The organism is Vibrio sp. QJM3NY_21 (genome assembly GCF_057785975.1).
Window position 1 is genome coordinate 1519380 of record NZ_CM173513.1, and the last position, 21820, is coordinate 1541199.

The following is a 21820-nucleotide window of genomic DNA, read 5'->3' on the forward strand; positions in this document are numbered from 1 at the left end:
CCTAAGGTAGCATAAAGTGTCACTTTTATTATTATCTTTGAAATGTAAGCGATCTTTTTTGATACTTCCTCTCGGTAGTCAATACTATTTGAGAGGTTACGATGAATTTAAGGTTAGGGAATATCAATGCTGTTGTCACTGGAGGTTCTAGTGGAATTGGGGCGAAAATAGTTGAAGGCTTTGCTAACGAAGGGGCGAAGGTTTGGTTCTGTGGCCGTTCTCAACATCGGATAGATAAGCTGCTTAAACAACTTGGAAAAGCGTCAAAGCAAGTTGTCGGAAAAGTGGTCGATGTCCATGATTTGGCACAAATGAAAGCTTGGATCGAGTCAATTCCGAATATCGATATTTTTGTTCCCAATGTAAGTGCACTCTCTGATGAATGGGAAGATGTTCTGCAAAAAGACATTGCAGCCACGCAACAGGGTATTGCGTTAGTTTTACCTAAATTGCTTGAGTCGCGTTGCGCAGCAATCACCTATATTGGGTCGAAAGCGAGTGGATATACAGTTTGTAACGCCAATGCTTATGGAGCAGGGAAGGCCGCGCTTGCCCATTATATGAAATCCTTGTCTTTGACCTACGTTCGTAAGGTGAGAGTCAATACTGTTTCGCCTGGAGACACATATATTGCTGATGGTTTATGGGGGCGATGTAAGCGTGAAGAGCCGGACACTTTCCAGAAAGTTATCGATAGAAATCCAATGGGTCGCTTAGCTACCCCTGAAGAAGTAGCCAACGTGGTGACCTTTATTTCTAGTCCTGCTGCGAGTTTTGTTTCTGGGGCAAACTGGTACGTAGATGGAGCATCGACCAGCCATGTTCAATACTAGCTGTATCGGCTAGGTTGTTTATGCAAAGGTGAGCTTTATTATGTTAACTTCTAAACAAGTAACTCCGTGGGAAGCGTAACTCAGTAAGGTTTTATTCAGGCTAATTCGAATTAAATGCTGAAATGATACAAATCTCATATTTAATAACGCTTATTTAATAACCTCTGTTGAGTTCGATATCAAATCAAGTCGCTGATTTTATTGGGTATAGGATAAAAGTCTCAAAAATTATCATTTAGGTCTCTAAAGTATTAAATTCTGTTTTTAGTTAACTAATGGGTGTATTGTTCTATTTGATGGTGGTTAAGTAGATGTTTTTTAGCCATATATGTGAATTTACAAGCGACTTATCTTTCTGATTTGAAAGAATAATTAAATAGTTGAGATAAAAAAGTTGGCGAAAATCAGAAGCTTGGCATACACTTTCCTTGTAAACGACCTTATCTCATTGATTGAATAGGGTAAATGCTTTGGCGCTACTGGCGATGGTAGCAATGTATAACATAGCTTTGAGGAAAGTTTTATGGCACTCACTAAAGCCGATTTGGCTGAGAACCTGTTTGAAACACTCGGATACAGCAAGCGGGATGCCAAGGAAACGGTTGAAGTGTTTTTCGAAGAAGTTCGTAAGGCACTTGAAAATGGCGAACAGGTAAAACTGTCTGGTTTTGGTAACTTTGATCTTCGTGAGAAAAACGAGCGACCTGGTCGTAACCCGAAAACTGGTGAAGACATTCCAATTTCTGCTCGACGTGTTGTTACTTTTAGACCGGGACAAAAATTAAAGGCCCGAGTCGAGAATATTAAAATCGAGAAGTAGCCAAGCAATAGACCACGCCTAGCGTGGTCTTTTTGTATCTATCCCAAGGAAAAACACCCATTCAATCTCTAACGGCTTTAACTTCCAAATTCCAAACCCAATCCTAGATTCACCATTCACCATTCACCATTCACCATTCACCATTCACCATCATTATGCCCATCTCTTTAGATTCGTTGATTTCACGGTTGGTTCTCAACCCCACAGCTTAAGACTGATGTATTTCCGAGCCTGTCATAACTTTATCTGCACCATATACTTTTAAAGTTCACCCAATTGTTTAGTTTGCTTCTTATGTTTGTACTAGGAACTCAGTGTAAACAGATACAAAAAACACTAGACCGATCGGTTTGCTTTGTTTATTGTGTCATCAATACAGAGTGGAAGGGTGGCTGAAAATCAGAAAATTTCTGCACAGAGCCTTTCAAACAGGCAGTTCAAAGAGAGAATCGCATCTATGACACTAGCATTGGAAAGTTATCTATTCATTGGGTTTTCAATGGCGCTATTGAGTCTTTGGAAAACGTATTCAGGGCCTGCTCTGGCAGCGCTCATGTCATATTCATACCCTGAAATGCTATTATTTAATCTACTTCCCGCATTGCTGGCAGCTTATGTTGGGTGGAAGGTTGCGCCAGTTTATTCGAGCATTTTTAATCGCCACAAAACCGTTGCTTTTAAGCCCAAGCTGAGACGCTTTATGAAGCGATGGAATAAATATGGTCAACTTACGATGGCTGTTTTAGCCCCTGTTCTGGTGGGAATTCCAAGCTACACCTTTGTTTCGAAGCGGCTTAATCAAGGTTGGAGAAAGACGTTCGCCATGCTGACGTTGTCGATCTTAGGTTGGAGTGGTTTGGCTTATGGCTGTTTCTTGTTACTCGATGTTGAGCAGTACATTGCCATCGAAAGCATCATACCTAACGCAATGCTTGAAGAAATTGAATAGTACACAGTAAGTGTTAATCGACTAAATGGTGAAACTAATATGAACAAATCAATAATTATTGCTGGTGCGAGTGGCCTAGTCGGTAAAGAAACGCTTGCTGCACTGCTTAAAAGTGATGAGGTAAATCGCGTTTATGCATTGTCTCGACATCGATTGGTTGTTGAAGGTTCTAAGTTGACTCAAGTGATTGACGAAGCGCTGTCAGTCTCTCCAGACATCACAATGGATCAACCGCCTGAGATTGGCATCATTGCTTTGGGTAGCACGATTAAGAAAGCTGGCACGAAAGAAAAACTGCGCGAAATTGATGTCAATTTAGTCACAGCTACCGCTGAGAAAATGCAGCAGCTTGGCGTAGGTCACATCATTGTTGTGTCATGCCTTGGAGCGGATATTAACGCTCGTTCCCATTACCTTCGTTGCAAAGGTGAAATGGAAGCAAAGGTCGAATCTCTGGGTTTTGAACAAACGACTTTTTTACATCCCGGGCCTTTAGCGGGCGACCGTGATGAGAAAAGAACGGATGAAAAATTTCTGCAAGGTTTATTGAAAATTGTTAAGCCGCTAATGATCAGCAATCTAAGTAAATATGTCCCGATTGAGTCGTCTGTTATTGCTCAAAGCATTTTGACGATATCGATGATGCCCCATTCCAATCAGGTTGAAAGATTGAACTCGGTTGCGATGAATCAGCTCATTTCTTAGCGTGAATCAGCGTTCACTCTACTGATACTGTATAGGTATAGGTATAGGTATAGGTATAGGTATAGGCATAGCTTTGTTGGGCATGTGATTAAAAATTAAGAGGTTATCAATGAAAAATCGTTCTTTAATGATGTTGCTGGCGTTACCTTTGATGGGATGTGAGTCAACAGTTGATCCCATTGCTTATGTCTCTGAGCTACAAGCCGTCGATCAGAATGCTTTTACCGTCGAAGCTAATGCCCAAGGGCAAAATTTAGATCATGTGCTGACTATCGACCATTCTCGTTTAGCGGAACAAGCAGGAGAGTATTTGGCTCCAAGTCGTGTGGATTTCTACACCAATGACGCTCTTAATACCGCATTACTAAAACTCAACCCGGAAGTAGGACTCGATCTGCCTTTTCGAGTTTTAAACTACATGGAAGGCGGGATTCAAAAGACGGTCTACACAGACGCGGAGTTTATTCAAAAAAGACATGGGGTCACAGATGAAACCACGCTTACACAATACCAACTGCAGGTTGCGCAGCTTGTTCGTGGGCTAGACAACGCTTCTGCGGTTAATAGTGACACCTTAGAGCAAGGGTATGGTATTAAAGCGCTTGAATCTGATTATGACTTTGAGACGACCTTAAAGAATATTAAGCGAGATGTTCTTGAACAAGATGACACGGTTTGGTTTGTGAATTGGGACTACAAGGCTCGGGCCGAATCGATTGGACAATCGATTCCTAAAGCAACTTTGTTGGTGTTTGGAGGGCCAGCTCCTGGCGCGACCGCGATGACTGATTTTCCTAGCATTGGTTTAGATGCTTTTGGTCAAAAGGTTCTTGTTATCGAGCAAGAAGGCAAGGTTATTGTGCTCTATAACGACATTGTCGATATGTCGGAACTGCATTACGGCGATAACGCAATATCTCACAAGATCATTAACTTTCGATTAAGCAAAACCCTTGGCGGAGCAGTATCGAAGTAGGGGGTGTTTTTACTAGAAGCGCTATTTGTTTGCTAAGCGGTTTCAGTAAGTCTGTATATCTATATCTATATCTATAGTTTACCAATTACCAATTACCAATTACCAATTACCATCGCATGAGCTCTGTTTACGCCCGTCAAGCAGAGCTCTTATGTCTAGTTATTCTCCACAGTCGATCAATACCTGCCATTTCAGCTCAGTCATACAACTTTGTTCCCAGCACCTTATCTTGTCTCCATACATCGACGCCCGTCTTCATTTATTACCCGTACATTTAAAATGGACAGCTAGGCAGTATGTATTCAACGCACCTTATTTGTTTTTTAAATCCGTTCAGTGAAGTTGAACAGAGGTTAAATCTAATTGAATTTAAATCACCCGAATGATTTGCTGTAATGCGCTCAATAAACAGCCAGTTAATCTATTTTGTTGATCTAAATCTAAGGAGAAGCTTTGCGTAAGTCCGCTTTAGCTTTGATGTTACTCTTTTTATCGACTGTCGCTTCGGCAGCGGAGTACCAGCAACTCGCCAATATGTGCATTGCTTGTCATGGCAGTAACAACGACACCTCGTTTCCCTCTATCCCTAACCTTAATTGGCAAAACCAAGTCTACCTTACTGAGCAACTGACTGACTTTAAAAGTGGTAAGCGTGAGGACAAAACGATGTCCAAAGTCGCACAGCTATTGTCAGAAGAAGACATCAAGAAGCTAGCCAATTACTTTTACCAACTAAATAACACAGGGTCACCGCAATGAGTTTAGATAGAAGACAGTTCCTTAAAGCCGCGCTTTCAGCAACCGCAGTATCTGCATTGCCGGTGTCGTGGGTATTTGCCGCGAATCGACCTGAAGGTTTAGCTGCACTGGACATCAATGCATTAACGTGGGCAAAAGCAGAAGATCTACCGGATTACTACACCGTTTTAAATACCAACCCTTTGAATGCGTATCCGCCAGAAAGTATGCTTGCGCCTGCTGTGACTCCTGCAGATGTTCCTTTTGTTCGTTGGAATGGCTTGATGCCAGATTTTACGGAGATGGACCCAGATACTTGGACCTTCGAGGTGAAAGGTGAATCGGTAAAGCAAAGCAAAACCTATACGATCGCAGAGTTGAAATCTAAGTTTAAACATCACGCACAAAGCCTTGTGTTGGAGTGTGGTGGTAACAGCCGTAATAACTTCTATCCAAGCACTAAAGGCAATCAATGGAGCAATGCTGGCGTCTATTGTTCACAGTGGACAGGTGTGTTGCTGAGTGATGTGCTTAAAGACTGTGGAATTAAAGATGATGCGGTTTACGTCGGTAACCATGGCTTTGATAAACACTTGAGTGGTAAAGGTGAGGCGATTTCACGTGGCGTTCCCATTGCAGCTGCGATGAACGATAACGCGTTAATCGCATGGGAAATGAATGGCGAGCCGATCCCTTATCTTCATGGTTACCCGCTACGAACGGTATTTGGCGGCCGACCGGCTTCTGTTTCTCAGAAATGCACGACTGGCATCAGTATTCGAAATAAGATCCATGATGGGCACAAGATGGCGGCTCCTGCTTATCAAGTGCCTAAGAACCCAATCGCTCCGGGTGAGAAAGTGGATAACAAAGATTTCCGAATCATTGAAGAGATGATCGTTAAATCGTTAATTACTTCGCCAAAGAGTGGCACTGAGTTTACGTTAGGTAAGAAGGTCAAAGTCAGTGGTCATGCTTGGGCTGGCTTGAGAACCGTTGAGAAGCTGCAAGTGAGTTACGATTACGGTACTACTTGGCATGATGCGAAGCTGAACAAGCCAGTAAATAAAGGCGCGTGGCAACAGTGGGAAGCCGATTTAGACCTTCCTACGACCGGTTATTACGAGATTTGGGCAAAGGCAACCGACAGTGAAGGCGATAGCCAGCCAGTCGTACAACCGCAATGGAACCCTAAAGGTTATCTGTTCAATGGTTGTCACCGTATTGCTGTAAGAGTGTCGTGATGCTGTCTATTTCCAATAAGCCTATTGATGGCAGTTCTAAACTTACCAATTTGGTTGATGGCCACTCATTTCATGCAGACTCAACTCCTGCCAGCAAGCGCAGTTACCGTAAAGGCATAATGAGAGCGGCATTAGTGTGTAGTTTGTTAACGTCGATGCTTGTTCATGCTGATGAAGTTCCAGAGAATCCGAAAGAGTATTACGGCGTAGACAAAACGTCGGGTCTAATTATGGCACCCGGTTGGGAGACCGTGAAAGGGCAATGTAACGCCTGCCATACTAGCTTAATCGTTGCTCAGAATAGCGGTAACCGAGAGCAATGGCGTGAAACCATTCAATGGATGGTCGACACTCAAGGGCTGTGGGATCTATCTGATACTTGGGATCCGGTATTGGATTACCTCAGTACTTACTATCAAGACAAAGGCATCGATATGAACAAGTATCGTCGTAAGCCTATTGATAGCGCCTTGATGCCACCTATGCCGGGAGACATCCTATGATCATCAATCGATTAAAGCGGACCTCTCTTACGAATGGAATTGTTGCGAATGGAGCTATTGTTATTAGAGCTATTGTTATTAGAGCTGTAGTTAATAGAGCTGTTGTTAATAGAGCTATTGCGATAGCCGCTGCAGCAGTAGTTTTGTCGCTGTCTGCGTGTACTGATGAAAAGCCGAGCACTGAAGATAAAGTTGCCTCGCGAGTCGAATCATTGGGCATGGAGTCGGAACCAGCGCCGAAGCTTAAAGCGGAAGCTAAAACTGAGGTTGAAACTCTTGTCGATAGCAAGGTAATCACTGAGGATTACATTCCGAGCTTAGTTGCAGGTGAAAAGTTGGTTCAGAATCTATGTAGTCAGTGTCATGGTGACAAGATCATTCCCTTCGTACAATCTTATCCAAACATCAAAGGTCAGAAAGCAGGGTATATTCTTAAGCAGCTGCGCAATTTTAAAAGCGATGAGCGCCAAGATTTGTACATGCAGTCGGTGGTGAAACACCTTTCGGATGAAGACTTACAAGATGCGGCGGCGTTTTATAGCACGTTGAAGCCATTGGATTTATACAATCGCACTAAAGAGTATTATCACCAATAGGTGAGGCTTTCTGGGAAGTTGGTTAAGTAGGTTTTTACGAGATTCGATAGGTAAAACAGTAGATAGCGATAGGTAAAAAAGTAAATAAAACAAAGGGCTGCGATTATGCGGCCCTTTGTCGTTGTTGTTTGTGATAAGCGTTTATGCCAGTGGTTAAGCCGCTTTGATGTGCGTGGTAATGTATGGTTGCCATGCTTGTTGATAAAGCTCTAAAGATTGGCGTCTTAGGCTATTAATTTGTGCTGCTTCAATGTCATTGATAGGGCGTTGTTCTGCAATTGCGTGACGCTCAATGCCTTGGATGATTTCGTAAAGCTCGTGCTCAGGGCCACTTTTCACATCAGCAATCGCTTTTAAGTGAAGTTGAACCTCTGCAATGATGTTGGTCTTTGGCAAACGAACCAACAAGTTAAGGTCACGGTAACCAGAGTCGGCTGGTGATTTAAACTTGTTTTTCAGCTTAACAACGTCTGCTTCACGGCTTAGCGCTTCGTAAACTTCAACCAAGCTCTCTACATCGTTCGCGATGATAGTTGCACGGGCTAAGTCCGTAATTTTTGTCACATCACCATCAAGCTCAAGGGCGATTTTTTCTTCTGCACGAGCTTGAGATTTAACGCCAGCAAATAGCGCTTCAGAATTGGTGAGTAGGGCAGTACTTTTACAGATAGTTTCTAGTTCAGCTTGGCCTTGATGCGCTTTGCTGTACAGAATATCGAAGTCGGTGTAAGGCTGAGTCGGGCGTGAGTCGAAGGCTTTGATGCCGTAAAGGCCGCTCAAACTATGACGGAATACGTTTGATGAAACTTGGTTTTGCGCAGGGGTGCGCGTTTGATCAGTCGAACTTGTTGAAACAGGTGCTGCTGCGAATGCAGGCGCTCGGCTCAATACCAATAGCATTAGGGCCGTCGTACGGAGAAATACACTCATTCAAACTCCAAAATACAAGGTTACAAAAACGGGTAGTCAAAAGGGGTAACCAGTAACGCATAAGAGTATAAACAGCTTAACTAAACTCACTACATATTAAATGGGGCTAGCTAAGACAGAAACCAACTCTAACGTTTAATATTGCTTTAAAATGTGAAGATATAGACAAATAATCCAACCGTTAGTTCCGCAATTATCAGAACTTTGAACTTAGCCAGTTTCTGATTTTATCGAAACCAATGTGGTACTTTAAACCAAGCTAAGGTTGCTCTTACCTCTCTATACTGTACCCTTGCATTATGACTGTTTAACATGAACGAAAGATGAATAATCCTGAATTTTGGCACAATAAATGGGCAGCCAACCAAATTGGTTTCCACCTCGAAGATGTAAACCCACTTCTGATTAAATTTTGGGAAAAGACTGAGCCTAGCTACGAGAAGAGTGTGTTTGTTCCACTTTGTGGCAAAAGTGAAGATCTGATTTGGCTAGCTTCAAAGCATGAAGATGTCCAAGGTGTCGAGTTAAGCCAGATAGCGGTTCGCGCATTTTTTGCAGAGCACCTTTACACCCCGACTGTGACTCAAATCAGTGGTCAGCACGAGCTGTATCAATTCGATGAACTGAACATCTACACGGGCGATTACTTCTCAGCGCCAATCCAGCCTGTCGATACCATTTATGATCGCGCGTCTTTAGTCGCATTGCCTGAAGAGATGCGAGTACAGTATGTAGAGCGTTTGAAACAACGACTGAAACCGGGTGGTAAGATCCTTCTAGTGACTCTGGATTACGACCAAAGCGAGATGGCAGGGCCTCCGTTTAGCGTCCCTAAACTAGAGATTGATCAGTTGTTCGCGGGATACAAAATCACATTGTTGAATCAAGATATTGCAGACGATGAACATCCGAAGATTGCTAAAAAAGGCTTGTCTCGATTTAGTGAGGAAGTGTACTTGATTGAGTCAGACGCTTAAGCGCAGTGAGCTCTCTAGCGAAAAGACCGCTTCAATAAAAAAGATAACACCAACAAAAAGACGGGCTCGATAGCCCGTCTTTTTTATTGTTCAGATTTGAAGTCGTGATTGTTCAGATGCGAGAACGTAATGGTTCAGATCTGAGTTAGTCGTTACCAATTAGTAGTCATTAGCTAGAAAATGGTAATTAACAGCTAGTAAATCACTTTTACTTTAGAAGCACTCTCAATTGCATCTTCAATCGCTGTCTCAGTGCTGTTACGACGAGTAAGCGCCACACCTAGACGACGGCGACCATCGATATCAGGCTTACCAAACAAGCGAACTTGCGTCTGTGGTGCGTCTAGAGCTTCTGTAAGACCTTCAAAACGAATGTTGGTTGAAGTGCCTTGACCAAGGATAACCGCTGATGCACATGGACCGTATTGCGTGATTGATTTGATCGGCATACCAGTAAAGGCGCGTACGTGCAGTGCGAATTCCGATGAGTCTTGAGACATCAGAGTCACTAAGCCAGTATCGTGTGGGCGAGGGGATACTTCATTGAAGATCACGTGGTCGCCTTTAACGAACAGTTCAACACCAAAGATGCCGTGACCGCCGAGTGCGTTAACGACTTGCTCAGCCGTGTATTGCGCCGCTTTAAGTGCGTTGTCTGACATCACTTGTGGCTGCCATGATTCACGGTAATCACCGTCTTCTTGGCGGTGACCGATAGGCGCACAGAAATGAACGCCATCAACAGCGCGAACGGTTAGAAGCGTAATTTCGTAATCAAAGTCGATGAAGCCTTCAACGATTACGCGACCCGCGCCAGTACGACCGCCTTCTTGTGCGTAGTCCCAAGACTTTTGAATGTCTTCTTCTGTTTTGATAACGCTTTGGCCTTTACCTGAAGAGCTCATTACTGGCTTAACAACGCAAGGCATGCCCACGAATTCAACAGCGGCAGCGAAGTCTTCAAAGGTGTCTGCAAAGCGGTAAGGAGAAGTGCTCAGTTTTAGTTCTTCTGCAGCTAGGCGACGGATACCTTCGCGGTTCATCGTTAGCTTCGTCGCATTTGCAGTGGGAACGACATTTAAGCCTTGAGCTTCTAGCTCTACCAACTTGCTGGTGGCAATAGCTTCAATTTCAGGAACCACATAATCTGGTTTTTCAAGTTCAATGACTGCTTGCAGTGCATCGCCGTCTAACATGTCTAATACATGGCTACGATGTGCAACTTGCATCGCGGGTGCGTCTGCGTAACGGTCACATGCAATAACTTCCAAGCCTAAACGTTGGCACTCGATAGCAACTTCTTTGCCGAGTTCACCTGAACCTAATAGAAGTACACGAGTAGCATTTTCACGAGTAGCAGTACCAAACATAGAAATTCCTTCCGATCTTTTGAGCGATTGATTGAAAACGGGGTGATCATACTTATTTCAATGATAAAAGCAAACGTTTGCGCAAGTTGTTGCGTTAATTACAGGTATAAAAAAAGCAGCCCCGTTAAATAGGGCTGCTTATTTAAAATTTTGTTAATTAGATGTACTTAGATTGCTAAGTAAGTCACTGGAATGTCGGGATTAATCGCTTCTAATGTAGATTGCGTATCCGCTAGGTGACTGATGCTACCTTCGGCAATTTCAACCAACGCTGCACTTTCAATCTGTTCAAAATCGAAGCCAGCCAGTTTAAGTTGAATCAACGCCACTTGTAGAGGTGGTAAGCTCGGGTTGAACGCTGCGTTTTCAGCGTAAGCACCGGTGAAAACCTCACCCGACGTCAATTGCAGTGAAACACCACTTAGGTTTTTGGTGTATGGAGCATGGCTGCGGTTTAGTGCTGCTAGCGCTTCTACAACAATAGGCGTTGTTTCTTCAGTCGTGTGCTTATGATCAAGCTTAGTCATTAGGCCAGTCGTCACACCTAAATCAGCAGGGCCGAATGAGTCTGGCAGGTATTCTTGCAGAGACATTTCATCACGTTGTGGAAGCTGAACCTTAAGCTCTTTCGCTGTGGTCAGTTCGTTCATGAATTGACGACAGTGACCACAAGGGCTGAAATTGATTGTGATATCAGAGATACCTTGCTCGCCTTTCATCCAAGCGTGGCTGATTGCAGATTGCTCGGCGTGTACTGTTTGGCCAAGTTGAGCACCAGCGATTTCAAGGTTTGCACCAAAATACAGAGTGCCAGACAAACCACGCACGATTGCACCAACATAAAAGTCAGATAACGGAGCGTAAGAATAGGCTGCGGCAAAAGGAAGTAGCGCAATACGTAGCTCGTCATCCGCGAAACCACTTGCTTGCAGTAGGCTAGCAAATTGTTCTGGAGACAATGTCGCGTCAAAGTTGTCTGCTAATACGATGTCACTCAAAAGTGCTTTGATTGCTGTTGGAGCACTTTCCAGCGCCAGGGTAATACGACTGTTCATGTTGAATCCTTAATTGACCTTAGGCTTTAATTCTATGCAATGCTCAGGAATTTTCTGTGATTTTGATCACTACTGTGTTGTTGCTGTTACATTGGTTTGCATAATTAGAGTGAGGTCACAGATGAAATCGATTGCAAGAGTAAAAACTACCATTGATATCGCACTTATTGCTTGAAATTGAGTTTGGTTTGTCACGTATTGATGAATAAATGTGAGAAAAAAGCCCAAGCTACCACTGAAATAATCAGGTTATGCTTGGGCTTATTGATATCTGTAACGCTTAAAAGTCGCGAACCAGTGAGTTTAGCTATTTACCAACTCATCGATTAGAGCGCGTATAAACTGTAATCAAAGTGGTTAAGAATAGAACCAAACCACGAGCGAAAATATACTCGGTGCAATGATTGAGGTGATAACCCCACAAAGAACCAATGCCAACGAACTGAATGCAGCATCTTCCTGATTCTTTTCAGCACAGGTCGCAGTACCTAAAGCGTGAGACACGGTACCCATGGTTAAACCACGCGCGATAGGGCTCTTAATGCCAATGAGATTGTAGATTGGGTAAGCAAAAATTGCCCCAAACAGACCGACAATCAATACTAGTATTGCCGCAATTGCTGCTTCACCACCTAAATGGCTCGACACTTCCATAGCAATTGGCGTGGTGACTGACTTACCTAATAAACTCGCAATCAAAGTTAAGTCCGCTTTAAAAGCCACTGCGATTAATGCTGTCGTTGTCATCGACATCACACTACCTAGCGTGCAAGCAAAGGTGATGATGCGCCAGTTGGCTCTGATTTGAGGTAGCTGTTCGTAAAGCGGATAAGCAAGGGCAACAACCGCAGGCTGCAGCATGTAGGTAATCCAGGTGTTGTCTGCATAGTAAGTCTCAAACGGTACTTTGAAGAACGTGAGTATCGGAATGATGATACCAATGCTGATCAGCAGGGGATTACACAGCGGTGAGTTTACTTTTTGACTTACCCAGCGAGCAAACAGGAATACCACGATGGTGAGTAGAATCCACATGATCAGTTACCTCTCGAAAGCAAGCGGTCTAAAAACCATGATAAGGACACCAACACCAGCAACGTGCCACCAACGGCGCTCGCCATAATTGGCAATGCGTTCGCGATGAGCATGTCGAAGTGATCCATCAACCCAACACTGATCGGAACAAACAGTAAGATCATTAGGCGGATAATCAAGCTTGCACCGGGTTGTACCCAGTGCGAAGGAACAATACCAATCACCATGGCGGCAAACAGAATCAACATGCCAAAAATACTGCCTGGGATTGAGGTATCCAAAAAGTGCTGTAACGCGTTACCTGCTGTAAGTGCACCTATGATTAAGGTGAAGGAGATTAAGCAGTAAACCAGCTGGATCAATCTTTCTTTCAAAGTGTTACGTCTCTTGATAATGGAATTAGCTAGCTAACTTTTCTACGTATTGATAAACCGACTTCAAGATAGCCATTTTCTTCTCGTCGCTTTCATGTTCATGCGCGAGGTTTTCAAGGTTGAGCATGTACTCTTCTAAACGGCTCTCATAAAACTCACGACAATGGTTCGCCCATTTCAATTGCTCAGCTTCGTCGAGCGTCCATGGGAAATGACGAGCACGGTAACGGAACAGTAACGGTTTAATACGTTCATCACCGAAGGTGATGTCTAAAGCTGCCAAGTTATTTGGGTCAGTTTCGCGAATGATGTTCATCGCTGTTTTATCAGCAGGTGAAAAGAAACCGTCGTAAAGGTGTGTATCAACATCATCACTCTTTTCGTACTCTCGTTCTTGTGAGTACAGGCCGATCAGTTTTTCGCGGATCTCTGGGTGTTCGCGCAGCAGTGCCAAGTTCTTCAAGCATTGTTGACGATCGATACCGATGGTTTCGGCATTTTCAGCCGTCAGCGTTTTGGCTGGAGCAAGAATAGGGCACTTGTTCAGTTGAACCAATTTAATGGGTACGGGTAGCTCGTCTTCACCCAGTTCACTGCGTTTGGTGTAGAGTCTGTCTCTGAGTTCATCAGCGTCCAGTTCTAACAGGGGGCTTGGATCTTTGGCTAAATCAACCACGATAACGGCATTTTGATTGGTTGGGTGCCAAGCCATAGGCACAATCCAACTTGTGTAGTTGCAGTCACGGCCAAACATGCCCGAAACGTGCATCAATGGTGTCATGTTTACAATATCAACCAGGTCATTCAGCTTACGCTTATGACGCATGTTGTAAAGGTAATCGAACATCTTAGGTTGTGCAGCTTTCAGCTTCTTCGCTAACTCGATGGTCGCAACAACATCTGCCATCGCATCGTGCGCGTTCTCATGTTCAATGCCGTTTGCCACAGATAGGTGTTCCAGTTTGAAGCTTGGATAACCTTCTTCGTTCTCTGGCCAAACAATGCCTTCAGGGCGCAGTGCGTGAACAGCGCGCATTACATCTAATAGATCCCAACGTGAGTTGCCGTTCTGCCAGCTCCACGCATATGGGTCGATGAAGTTTCGGTAGCAGGTGTAACGCGTTACCTCGTCATCGAATCGAATACTGTTGTAGCCAAGGCTTGTGGTATTTGGTTTCGCCAACTCAGCATGGATCTTAGCGATAAACTCTGGTTCAGGAAGACCTTGTGAAGCCGCTTTTTGTGGTGTGATACGGGTGATCAGTGCAGCTTCAGGCGCAGGGAGATAATCAGCGGGAGGTTGGCAATAGATAACCAGAGGCTCTCCAATAACATTGAAATCTTGATCGGTACGAACACCCGCAAACTGACTCGGACGGTCTTTTGCTGGGCTAACGCCCCACGTTTCGTAATCGAAAAAGAAGTAGGTCGGCTGATTATCTGAACTCATTGAATTTCCTGAACAGCAAGCGCGGAACGTTTACTGTGGCTGAAGGTTAGTTTTGTTCAGTATCTGATAGTATGCGGTACGCGTGCAACCCAGATCACAAATAAATTGCCGGAAAACGGTGCTTTACTATTCAATCAAGTCGGTGGGGAAGGTTTTGAATCCAATTGTGGCTTTTCTATGGTCACAATTTTGCCTGTGTACCTCTTTTTTACCTATCTTTTCACCTTAGCTGTTGTAAGGCGATGAGTTGGGTTTCAGGTTTACCGCGAATGAGTTTGTTTGTCTTTTACTCTAAAGCTGTGTGATTAGAAACATCTCGTTGTTTTTTGACTGGTGGCTAATCGGCTGTACCTGTACCTGAGGCTAATTCGCTGTGCTTGTGTCTAAACCGCAGCGCTGATGTCTAATCCGTAGCACAGATGTTTAAACTGCTTCACTTGCCTGTCTTGGCTCTGTCCAATCAAGGTGTTTTTCGCAATACAATCCTCTTAGATTTAATTAATTTTTCGGTATTTATGATTGTCGGGGTTAATTTTACTGGAGTGTTATGTTTGTCTCATTTTTGATAATTTCTATAATCCGTGTTTGAATTGGATATAAAGAAAACTCCAATATTTAATTTTCATTACAATTTATTTTAATTGTCAGTATGTTTCATTTTTGAGACTTAATTGCAACACGGTGATCTATATAGTAATTAACCTGAATATAATAAGGGTCTATTCTTGTCCTTTATTCTTGTTCTTTATTTTAGGGTTGCTTTAATTAAGGTCTTTTTATAGAAATAATTACGTACAAAAATAAAGGAGTTAAGTGTAAAACCAGTTTTATATATAATTGGTGAAAATGAACCAATACCATCATTATTGTTAGTGTTATTTATATCAATTTGCGTGATCTTATTCTCACTGCGCCTCATTTTTTTATAAATAAGTGTCAATATATATATTTTCTAAATAGGATTGTTGTTACTTAATTGTTAACTTTGATTGACTATTAGGTAACCCTAATAATAAAGCCGATTTTATATAAAGGATTAAAGAAATGAACAAAGTCTTTAAGGTTGTTGCTGTATCTGCACTTTCTATCTCTTCAGCGAACGTTTTCGCTGTGAGTGACACTTTTGATGCAACACTAGAAGTAAAACAAGCAATTACAATGACAAAAACAAGTGATCTTGACTTCGGTATCATCACTTCAGACAACACAACGGACGTTGTTATCGCTCAAGGTGATGCTGGAGCTGCGGCATTTACTCTTTCTGGAGAATCTGGTGATGCAGTAACAGTAAGTATTTCTGATACTAACTTGGTTAACGGCGTAAATACGATTGCAGCTGAATTCGACTTTAATAACGCTATTACTCTTACCGGTGGTACTGCGGCTCTTAATATTGGTGGTACTGCACGTACTTCAAGTGCGACATTAGTTGCTGGTACATATACTGCTAACGTTGCAGTAGATGTAACTTACCAGTAATTAAATGAAACCAGTGTAATATTGTGGCTGCTATAAAGCAGCCGCTTTTACTATGAGTGTTCTATTAAAATACGCGATTTATATTGGTCTGATGATTTACTCCAGCCCTTTTCACGCGCTAGAAATTATTCCTGAGAATATGGAAGTGAAATTTCCGGGCATGTATATCTCTGGGTCGGGCCAGAATGCGGATTCAAACCCATCCAATAGTCAGGTTTATGTGGTTCGTTTTTATGTTGAAGGTGAGCCTGGTAAAAAAATCGTGGTTTCTCTCCCTTCCAAGCAATATCTAAACCATTCTCGTAAATCCAAACGCCTGCGTATTAGAAAGTTCTATTTTGGTTGTGGCTTATCCAAGCGAGGTCGAGCCAAAATCAAAGGGAATGGAAGAAGCAAATTATTGTGTATTGGTGCCAAAGTGAAAATCGGCGCTAACCACCCAGCAGGCCTTTACACCAGTACAATCCCTTTTGAGGTTAATTATAAATGAAGTTGTTTATCTCATGTGTTCTCGGCTTAATCTTCACAACACAAGCCTATGCTCAGTTACTCATCGCACCGACTCGTTTTGTGCTGGATGCCGACACTTCGGTGACTGAAAAAATCGTCGTCGAAAACAATTCAGATCAACCGATTCGCTTGGAGATAAAACCGATTTATCGCCCGGTAAAGGCGAATGGCTTAGTTCGAACTGACGCTAATATCGCGCAATCAGAAGATATCGCGAGTTGGATTAAAGTGTCACCACCAATAATTCGTGAACTTAAACCCAATCAAAGACGCACGGTTCGCTTACGTATGAATGCTTTACCTGCTGACATGGCTGATGGTGAATATCGTGCTTACTTGTGGTTTTCCCCAATAGCAAAAGCTGCAGAGCTATCAGACATTGCGTTGTCTTCGAGCAAAACCAACAGTGATGGTTCAGCCTTTCAACTGAACTTTCACATCAACAGTTATGTACCCGTTTATGTTCAGAAAGGTGAGCAGGTGCAAGATGTTAAGTTTGCGTGTGACAACCAAAGCATCAAGATTCGCAACGATGGAAACTTTCAATTTACTGCGAAATTGAATGTTGATGAGCATAGCGAAAAAGTGGTGCTACTTCGTAATGCTGAATTAACCAAGCCTTTACCTAAAGGCTCAAAGATCTCACTGGTTCAGAACGAACAGCCTCTGTACGAATGTGTTCTGTAGTGCTTGTTTCATTGAAGCGAACTCTGTAAAAGCCAGTGTTCAATTGCATGGTTTGGCGACTTTTGTTGCTCGCTTCACTGTTTCCTTTTGGTGCGTATTCGCAATCTAAAGCAGAAAGTGAGGCGAGTGAGCTTTATCCAGCCCATGTTGAAGTTCGAGTCGGGAAAGTGGGGGATAGCTTTTATCGTGTCATGATGGATGACTACGAAGAACCCTTCATTTCGATATCCAATGCCGCTTTTTATCTGCTCGAAATGAATGGTCAGTGTGATGAAAGCGGATATTGCGAACTGTATTTGCCTCAAGATGTGGGAAGAGAATCTCCTCCGTACATTTTAGATACCGAACAAGCCATTTGTTATCGCGATGACAACAATATCCAGTCGATCAAATATCAAGTCATCGACTCAGAAACTTACATCCACTGGTACAGCTTACAAGCTTGTATCCCGGCAAAAGTGCGTTGGGATATTGATGATTATCGGCTCACCGTTACTCCAGAATTCAGTTCATTGACTGAACTGGAAGCCGCTATTTCTAAGATGAAAAATGAATCACGTAAGAAGGCCGAGGATCTCAAGCGAGCTGGAAGCACGCCAGCTTTCGAACCTGTTGCCGCCGCGGGTTTGGCGACTCGGTTAGCGACTTCGGTTTATCACGACAGTGAAACTGGCGGTGATGTTTACGCAATCTCAGACACCATATTAAGCACTGAACACTCTTTGTCTCGCTTGTCGATTGATTCACGAGAAGATAACCCCATCGTTTATTACAACATTGCGGTAGAAGCTCATGACGGTGAAGGCTCCTTGGAAGTCGGCCATGTGTTATTAGATGGCAGCGTCTTTACCGTGAATCAAACCCTCGAAGATGGGCTCTATTACACCAACCGAAAGCGACAGACAGAGTTCGGCAACCTTCAACTCGAACGAACTACTCAACCTAATATCAGCATCGATGTTTTAGTCAATGGCATTTATCAAACCACTTATCGCTCTGATGAGTTTGGACGCTTCGTGGTTGAAGAAGATAACATTTCCCCAGGTGACACCATCAAGTTTCGCTACTACTTATCGAAAGGTGTCTGGCAGGAAGAAGAGATCACCGTCGCCGGTTTAGAAGATGCATTTCTGCCAAGCAACGAGTGGGGTGTACAAGTGGTGGGCAATGAAGGTGCAGACCGAGCTGGCGCTGTGTCTATCGAATATGGGCTTGCCGATTACTTCACTGTGGGTAGTGCCTTTATGAGGCAAAATGGCAAAGACTTGATTGGCGTTCAAGGACGATACTTACCGGCGCATTGGTTCGCGGGTCATATCGGTTGGTTACCTGAGTTCAATCGCTTTCCAATGGAGTTTGATATCTTGATCAACGGCGATCAGTCGGCATCGATAGAGCTCAATAAAACCGATGAATTGGACTTAGAGTCGATGGAGTACGATGTGTTCAAATACAACCTGTCGCTTGCCAATCTAACGGCCTTTTTAACGGTAAGGGATGATGAAGATGAGTTGAGCGTTGAACCCAAGTTGAACTCGAAAGTGGCTCGTAATCTGTTTGTCTCATACGCCGGTGACTATCGATACATCAAAGCTTCCCATCAAGAAGACTATCTACACACGATTGGCTTGGCCAAAAGCGGTTTTTCGGATACATCGTGGAATATTTCTGGAACCGTTGATGGCTCTGGTCATCATGAACGAACGGAGCTGTCTCTGAGAAATGCGTGCAAAGAGTGCCTGTTAGATCCGTTGGAGGTTTTTCAAGAGCTCACGACGAACGTATCGGCTCGCTATCAAAAGCAGGAGGTTTCGTTTTCCGCCTCTTTAGAAGCTCGAGTGAACCCTTATTTACTCTTTAAGCTAGAAGGAACCGAAGACCGATACGGTATCGAGATGACGACAGAATTCGGTGCTAAAACTTACTTTGATGAAAGCATTGGTGAGTTTGTTGAGTGGAATCGATACAACCATTCTAAGCTGACGGGCGTTGTCTACGATCACCACAAACAACCCATACAAGGCGTAAGCCTACAAATCTTAGACCAACGAGCGGTCAGTGATGCAAAAGGCCGATTTGAATTCTCAAGTGTTCCGGCTCGAGATAATCTACCTATCTATATCGATGAAGGGGCACTCGACCTTAACCTCACGCCGATTCAAAACCCTGTGTTTGTAAATACTAAGCAAGTCGGGCTTACTGATGCTCACATCGAAATGGTGGTGTCATTTGGCGTCGATGGCACAGTGGAAGGCGATCTAGAAAACAGTGCTTATCTGCACTTTAAACACATCCAGAAAGGTACTGAGTATTCGAGCGAGATTGAGAGCGATGGCTTTTACATGGTAGAGGGGCTCATCGCGGGCAAATACATTGTGACTTTAGAAATGGGAGACAAGCGATACGTGCAGGGTGCCGACTTGAACGGCGATTTCTGGGTAAGCGACCTCACATTCAACCTCATTGATTTTCATAAGGTGTACTAAATCCGATCGCTTTGATTAGTCTGAAGGAGGCGAGAGTATCAATCGTACTTTCTGTTTCATGGTTAACTCGCGGTTCTTCAAATCTTTGAATATGGCCTTCCATTCTTGAAAGGTGACCACTATCGGGTTAAAACTGTTCACTGGATTGGTGACGCCGTAACGCACGGTTTCAACTTCAGGTTCGAACGTACCAAACAACTTATCCCAAATGATCAAAACGCCGGCGTAGTTCTTATCGATGTATTGCGGGTTTCTGCCGTGATGTACTCGATGATGCGAAGGGGTGTTAAAGATGTATTCAAGTGGCCCCAAGCTTCGTATCCATTGTGTATGGACAAAGAACTGCAAACCTAGGTTGAGAAGCACCACAAAGATCACCCATTTAGGGTCGAAGCCTATGATGACGAGCGGTACCCAGAATAGCCACATCCCAGCAAGTGGGTACATTAAGCTTTGACGGAAAGCCGTACTGAAGTTCATGCTTTCTGAACTATGGTGCGCGACGTGTGCTGCCCACATCCAGCGAACACGATGGCTTGCTCTATGGAACCAATAATAGAAAAAGTCTTGTAACACCATCAATACAACAAAACTCAGCACGCCCATGTCGATGTCCATTAAGTGCCAACCGAACATCCAAAGATACAGCTGCACGACCAATAACCCGGTGAGCAAATCGGAGAGTTGATGCATTCCCGCAAGCGTGAAGTTACACATCACTTCTGAAAGTTTATAGCTGGAATTATCTGGTAGTCGACCTTGCTTCTGGCCGATAAAAAACTCAGCCAACATGCACACCACGAACAAGGGCGCTAATACCAGCAGTAGCCATTCTGGGTGATTGATTAATGCGTCGATATTCATGTTTTATCCTTGTTGAGTCGCCATACGCGTTCTTAGTATCAAATTTGCTTAGACTTGATCGTTTGTGATTCAGTCAGCAGAATTTCGCTACCAGCGTGCAAAGTGATCTTCTGTTAGACCAAGAGCACCATCGAGTTGATGTGTCACTCCATTGTTGTCTTCAATCGAGCCAGAAAAATGACCAATGAACTGACGAAAGTTACTCTTTAACAGCCATAAATTGAGCTTTTCGCTGCGGTTATTAAGGGGCATAAAGGCCAGGTTTATACGTCCATCTTGTGATGTTATCTGCCAAGGCAAGTTCGTGTCTTGGCGACTGAACGTAAACTGTACCGAGTTAAGCAAGTGTCTGGTTCCATTGACCCATAACACGTTTTCGCAGCCTCCGGTTTCATTCACGCCCGCCGCGAGGTTTAGGCCAATATCTGTGCCATTGGATTGCGTGTTGATGCTTGCCCAGCGCCAACTGGTTTCACGTCTCATGTAGCCCGCTGAAAAGTCATAACCGGCACGAGCTTGTTCGAGAACGAGTGATTCTCCCTTGATTTGGATTTCACCGCTGATGCGCAAAGCATTGTGCTTTTGGGTGTAAGTCCAACCTGAATAACCCGTTGGGCTGCACATCGCCAAGGGCAAGCTGTCGGCTTCAGGTTCTAAAGCGATATCGGCCGTTATGAGTTTGGTATTCAAGCGAACTCGCCATTGTCCGTCTTCAATATCAAAGGTGATGCTTTGATCTGCAATGCTTGTCTTTCCTTCGAATGGTGAAGGCGTTACATGCTTATCAAAGCCTAATGGCCTCAACCAAGATGACTCTTCTAGATGGTTGTTTTCTACGTCGTACAGATAACAAAATGCCGATCCTAAGTAGCGAATATCCGCGATAGCGGCACCAATAATGTGCGTGTCGGTGACGATGCTGACAAACTGGAATTGCTTGTAGTGAAAGTGCTTCTGCCAAGGACCTGCTTTTGAATCCATCGAGTTTCGGTAGTCAAAACTCTCGATGTTCAGTTGTTTTGGGATGCCATCGAAATGTCCAATGATCGGCTGACCATTAGAATCAATCAAACTGTGTGGGGCAGGGTTCGTTTTTATCATTGCGATGGTTCACATAAATTTAACAATTAAAGCCATTGTGCGATGAGTAGCGTAGAATTGGGAGGTCATATTCGGACAAGAGCGCGTAACCAATCACGATTTTGTCAGCAGTGTTGTTAAAGCTGAGTAGTCATGTTT

The 21820-nt window shown here is 43.7% G+C and carries 22 protein-coding genes; 14 read left to right on the forward strand and 8 right to left on the reverse strand.

The genetic code is table 11. The features are described from left to right. Positions 1–101 precede the first annotated feature (101 nt). From AC3CID_RS06910 to AC3CID_RS06950, 9 genes are all read left to right on the forward strand, one after another. Positions 102–833: an SDR family NAD(P)-dependent oxidoreductase gene (locus AC3CID_RS06910; RefSeq protein ID WP_488527161.1), complete on the forward strand. Its 732-nt coding sequence runs from the start codon at positions 102–104 to the stop codon at positions 831–833. Between the two features lie 523 nt (positions 834–1356). Further along, positions 1357–1653 carry an integration host factor subunit alpha gene (gene ihfA, locus AC3CID_RS06915; RefSeq protein WP_004734853.1) on the forward strand — a complete coding sequence of 99 codons (297 nt, stop codon included), beginning with the start codon at positions 1357–1359 and terminating at the stop codon, positions 1651–1653. Positions 1654–2110: 457 nt separating this feature from the next. After that, positions 2111–2602, forward strand: a complete 492-nt coding sequence (locus AC3CID_RS06920; RefSeq protein ID WP_372243935.1) for a hypothetical protein — start codon at positions 2111–2113, stop codon at positions 2600–2602. Between the two features lie 39 nt (positions 2603–2641). Then, positions 2642–3307, forward strand: a complete 666-nt coding sequence (locus tag AC3CID_RS06925) for a Rossmann-fold NAD(P)-binding domain-containing protein (RefSeq protein ID WP_488527162.1) — start codon at positions 2642–2644, stop codon at positions 3305–3307. A gap of 109 nt (positions 3308–3416) precedes the next feature. After that, positions 3417–4283: a DUF302 domain-containing protein gene (locus AC3CID_RS06930; protein WP_488527163.1), complete on the forward strand. Its 867-nt coding sequence runs from the start codon at positions 3417–3419 to the stop codon at positions 4281–4283. Positions 4284–4736: 453 nt separating this feature from the next. Then, the gene (locus tag AC3CID_RS06935; RefSeq protein ID WP_488527164.1) at positions 4737–5042 is read left to right on the forward strand and encodes a c-type cytochrome; all 306 of its coding nucleotides are present in this window, start codon (positions 4737–4739) and stop codon (positions 5040–5042) included. Beyond that, positions 5039–6265 (forward strand): sulfite oxidase, encoded by a 1227-nt coding sequence (locus AC3CID_RS06940; protein WP_488527165.1) that lies wholly within the window; start codon positions 5039–5041, stop codon positions 6263–6265. Before AC3CID_RS06935 ends, AC3CID_RS06940 begins: the two co-directional genes overlap by 4 nt. Further along, the gene (locus tag AC3CID_RS06945) at positions 6265–6768 is read left to right on the forward strand and encodes a hypothetical protein (RefSeq protein ID WP_054546469.1); all 504 of its coding nucleotides are present in this window, start codon (positions 6265–6267) and stop codon (positions 6766–6768) included. Before AC3CID_RS06940 ends, AC3CID_RS06945 begins: the two co-directional genes overlap by 1 nt. Further along, on the forward strand, positions 6765–7364 hold the full coding sequence (locus AC3CID_RS06950) for a c-type cytochrome (RefSeq protein WP_488527166.1): 600 nt from the start codon (positions 6765–6767) through the stop codon (positions 7362–7364). Before AC3CID_RS06945 ends, AC3CID_RS06950 begins: the two co-directional genes overlap by 4 nt. 153 nt (positions 7365–7517) lie before the next feature. Here the strand turns inward: AC3CID_RS06950 and AC3CID_RS06955 are convergent, their stop codons facing one another. Beyond that, the gene (locus AC3CID_RS06955) at positions 7518–8294 is read right to left on the reverse strand and encodes a RelA/SpoT domain-containing protein (RefSeq protein ID WP_017077978.1); all 777 of its coding nucleotides are present in this window, start codon (positions 8292–8294) and stop codon (positions 7518–7520) included. 323 nt (positions 8295–8617) lie between these two features. Between AC3CID_RS06955 and AC3CID_RS06960 the strand changes: the two genes are divergently transcribed. Further along, positions 8618–9271 carry a thiopurine S-methyltransferase gene (locus AC3CID_RS06960; RefSeq protein WP_017080641.1) on the forward strand — a complete coding sequence of 218 codons (654 nt, stop codon included), beginning with the start codon at positions 8618–8620 and terminating at the stop codon, positions 9269–9271. Between the two features lie 194 nt (positions 9272–9465). Here the strand turns inward: AC3CID_RS06960 and purT are convergent, their stop codons facing one another. The 5 genes from purT to sbcB form a co-directional block, all read right to left on the reverse strand. Then, positions 9466–10641, reverse strand: a complete 1176-nt coding sequence (purT, locus tag AC3CID_RS06965) for a formate-dependent phosphoribosylglycinamide formyltransferase (RefSeq protein ID WP_004734863.1) — start codon at positions 10639–10641, stop codon at positions 9466–9468. Positions 10642–10808: 167 nt separating this feature from the next. Further along, entirely contained in the window at positions 10809–11696 is an 888-nt protein-coding gene (cdd, locus tag AC3CID_RS06970) for a cytidine deaminase (RefSeq protein WP_114633383.1), read from the reverse strand. 357 nt (positions 11697–12053) lie between these two features. Continuing rightward, positions 12054–12731: an LrgB family protein gene (locus tag AC3CID_RS06975; protein WP_004734865.1), complete on the reverse strand. Its 678-nt coding sequence runs from the start codon at positions 12729–12731 to the stop codon at positions 12054–12056. Between the two features lie 2 nt (positions 12732–12733). Then, the gene (locus AC3CID_RS06980) at positions 12734–13105 is read right to left on the reverse strand and encodes a CidA/LrgA family protein (protein ID WP_004734867.1); all 372 of its coding nucleotides are present in this window, start codon (positions 13103–13105) and stop codon (positions 12734–12736) included. A gap of 25 nt (positions 13106–13130) precedes the next feature. After that, complete coding sequence (gene sbcB / locus AC3CID_RS06985) at positions 13131–14555, reverse strand: exodeoxyribonuclease I (protein ID WP_146454689.1); 1425 nt, start codon at positions 14553–14555, stop codon at positions 13131–13133. Positions 14556–15599: 1044 nt separating this feature from the next. Between sbcB and AC3CID_RS06990 the strand changes: the two genes are divergently transcribed. From AC3CID_RS06990 to AC3CID_RS07005, 4 genes are read left to right on the forward strand one after another with little or no spacing between them, the layout of a single operon-like run. Next, on the forward strand, positions 15600–16034 hold the full coding sequence (locus AC3CID_RS06990; RefSeq protein ID WP_004734871.1) for a DUF4402 domain-containing protein: 435 nt from the start codon (positions 15600–15602) through the stop codon (positions 16032–16034). Positions 16035–16086: 52 nt separating this feature from the next. Further along, a complete protein-coding gene (locus AC3CID_RS06995) occupies positions 16087–16524 on the forward strand; it encodes a DUF4402 domain-containing protein (protein WP_054546464.1) in 438 nt (145 codons plus the stop codon). Next, positions 16521–17231 carry a fimbrial biogenesis chaperone gene (locus AC3CID_RS07000; protein ID WP_488527167.1) on the forward strand — a complete coding sequence of 237 codons (711 nt, stop codon included), beginning with the start codon at positions 16521–16523 and terminating at the stop codon, positions 17229–17231. The genes AC3CID_RS06995 and AC3CID_RS07000 overlap by 4 nt, the downstream gene beginning before the upstream one ends. 47 nt (positions 17232–17278) lie before the next feature. Continuing rightward, positions 17279–19717: a carboxypeptidase-like regulatory domain-containing protein gene (locus AC3CID_RS07005; RefSeq protein WP_488527168.1), complete on the forward strand. Its 2439-nt coding sequence runs from the start codon at positions 17279–17281 to the stop codon at positions 19715–19717. 15 nt (positions 19718–19732) lie between these two features. Here AC3CID_RS07005 and AC3CID_RS07010 read toward each other — a convergent pair whose 3' ends face one another. Both AC3CID_RS07010 and AC3CID_RS07015 read right to left on the reverse strand, forming a co-directional pair. After that, positions 19733–20581 carry a sterol desaturase family protein gene (locus AC3CID_RS07010; protein WP_488527169.1) on the reverse strand — a complete coding sequence of 283 codons (849 nt, stop codon included), beginning with the start codon at positions 20579–20581 and terminating at the stop codon, positions 19733–19735. Positions 20582–20668: 87 nt separating this feature from the next. Then, positions 20669–21682, reverse strand: coding sequence for a DUF2804 domain-containing protein (locus tag AC3CID_RS07015; protein WP_488527170.1), 1014 nt, complete (start codon positions 21680–21682; stop codon positions 20669–20671). Positions 21683–21820: the final 138 nt, after the last annotated feature.

Bases quoted from the DNA above. Each gene is read 5' to 3' on its own strand.
- AC3CID_RS06910 (WP_488527161.1), top strand. From the start codon at position 102: ATGAATTTAAGGTTAGGGAATATCAATGCTGTTGTCACTGGAGGTTCT.
- ihfA (WP_004734853.1), top strand. From the start codon at position 1,357: ATGGCACTCACTAAAGCCGATTTGGCTGAGAACCTGTTTGAAACACTC.
- AC3CID_RS06920 (WP_372243935.1), top strand. From the start codon at position 2,111: ATGACACTAGCATTGGAAAGTTATCTATTCATTGGGTTTTCAATGGCG.
- AC3CID_RS06925 (WP_488527162.1), top strand. From the start codon at position 2,642: ATGAACAAATCAATAATTATTGCTGGTGCGAGTGGCCTAGTCGGTAAA.
- AC3CID_RS06930 (WP_488527163.1), top strand. From the start codon at position 3,417: ATGAAAAATCGTTCTTTAATGATGTTGCTGGCGTTACCTTTGATGGGA.
- AC3CID_RS06940 (WP_488527165.1), top strand. From the start codon at position 5,039: ATGAGTTTAGATAGAAGACAGTTCCTTAAAGCCGCGCTTTCAGCAACC.
- AC3CID_RS06945 (WP_054546469.1), top strand. From the start codon at position 6,265: ATGCTGTCTATTTCCAATAAGCCTATTGATGGCAGTTCTAAACTTACC.
- AC3CID_RS06950 (WP_488527166.1), top strand. From the start codon at position 6,765: ATGATCATCAATCGATTAAAGCGGACCTCTCTTACGAATGGAATTGTT.
- AC3CID_RS06955 (WP_017077978.1), bottom strand. From the start codon at position 8,294: ATGAGTGTATTTCTCCGTACGACGGCCCTAATGCTATTGGTATTGAGC.
- AC3CID_RS06960 (WP_017080641.1), top strand. From the start codon at position 8,618: ATGAATAATCCTGAATTTTGGCACAATAAATGGGCAGCCAACCAAATT.
- purT (WP_004734863.1), bottom strand. From the start codon at position 10,641: ATGTTTGGTACTGCTACTCGTGAAAATGCTACTCGTGTACTTCTATTA.
- cdd (WP_114633383.1), bottom strand. From the start codon at position 11,696: ATGAACAGTCGTATTACCCTGGCGCTGGAAAGTGCTCCAACAGCAATC.
- AC3CID_RS06975 (WP_004734865.1), bottom strand. From the start codon at position 12,731: ATGTGGATTCTACTCACCATCGTGGTATTCCTGTTTGCTCGCTGGGTA.
- sbcB (WP_146454689.1), bottom strand. From the start codon at position 14,555: ATGAGTTCAGATAATCAGCCGACCTACTTCTTTTTCGATTACGAAACG.
- AC3CID_RS06990 (WP_004734871.1), top strand. From the start codon at position 15,600: ATGAACAAAGTCTTTAAGGTTGTTGCTGTATCTGCACTTTCTATCTCT.
- AC3CID_RS06995 (WP_054546464.1), top strand. From the start codon at position 16,087: ATGAGTGTTCTATTAAAATACGCGATTTATATTGGTCTGATGATTTAC.
- AC3CID_RS07000 (WP_488527167.1), top strand. From the start codon at position 16,521: ATGAAGTTGTTTATCTCATGTGTTCTCGGCTTAATCTTCACAACACAA.
- AC3CID_RS07005 (WP_488527168.1), top strand. From the start codon at position 17,279: ATGGTTTGGCGACTTTTGTTGCTCGCTTCACTGTTTCCTTTTGGTGCG.
- AC3CID_RS07010 (WP_488527169.1), bottom strand. From the start codon at position 20,581: ATGAATATCGACGCATTAATCAATCACCCAGAATGGCTACTGCTGGTA.
- AC3CID_RS07015 (WP_488527170.1), bottom strand. From the start codon at position 21,682: ATGATAAAAACGAACCCTGCCCCACACAGTTTGATTGATTCTAATGGT.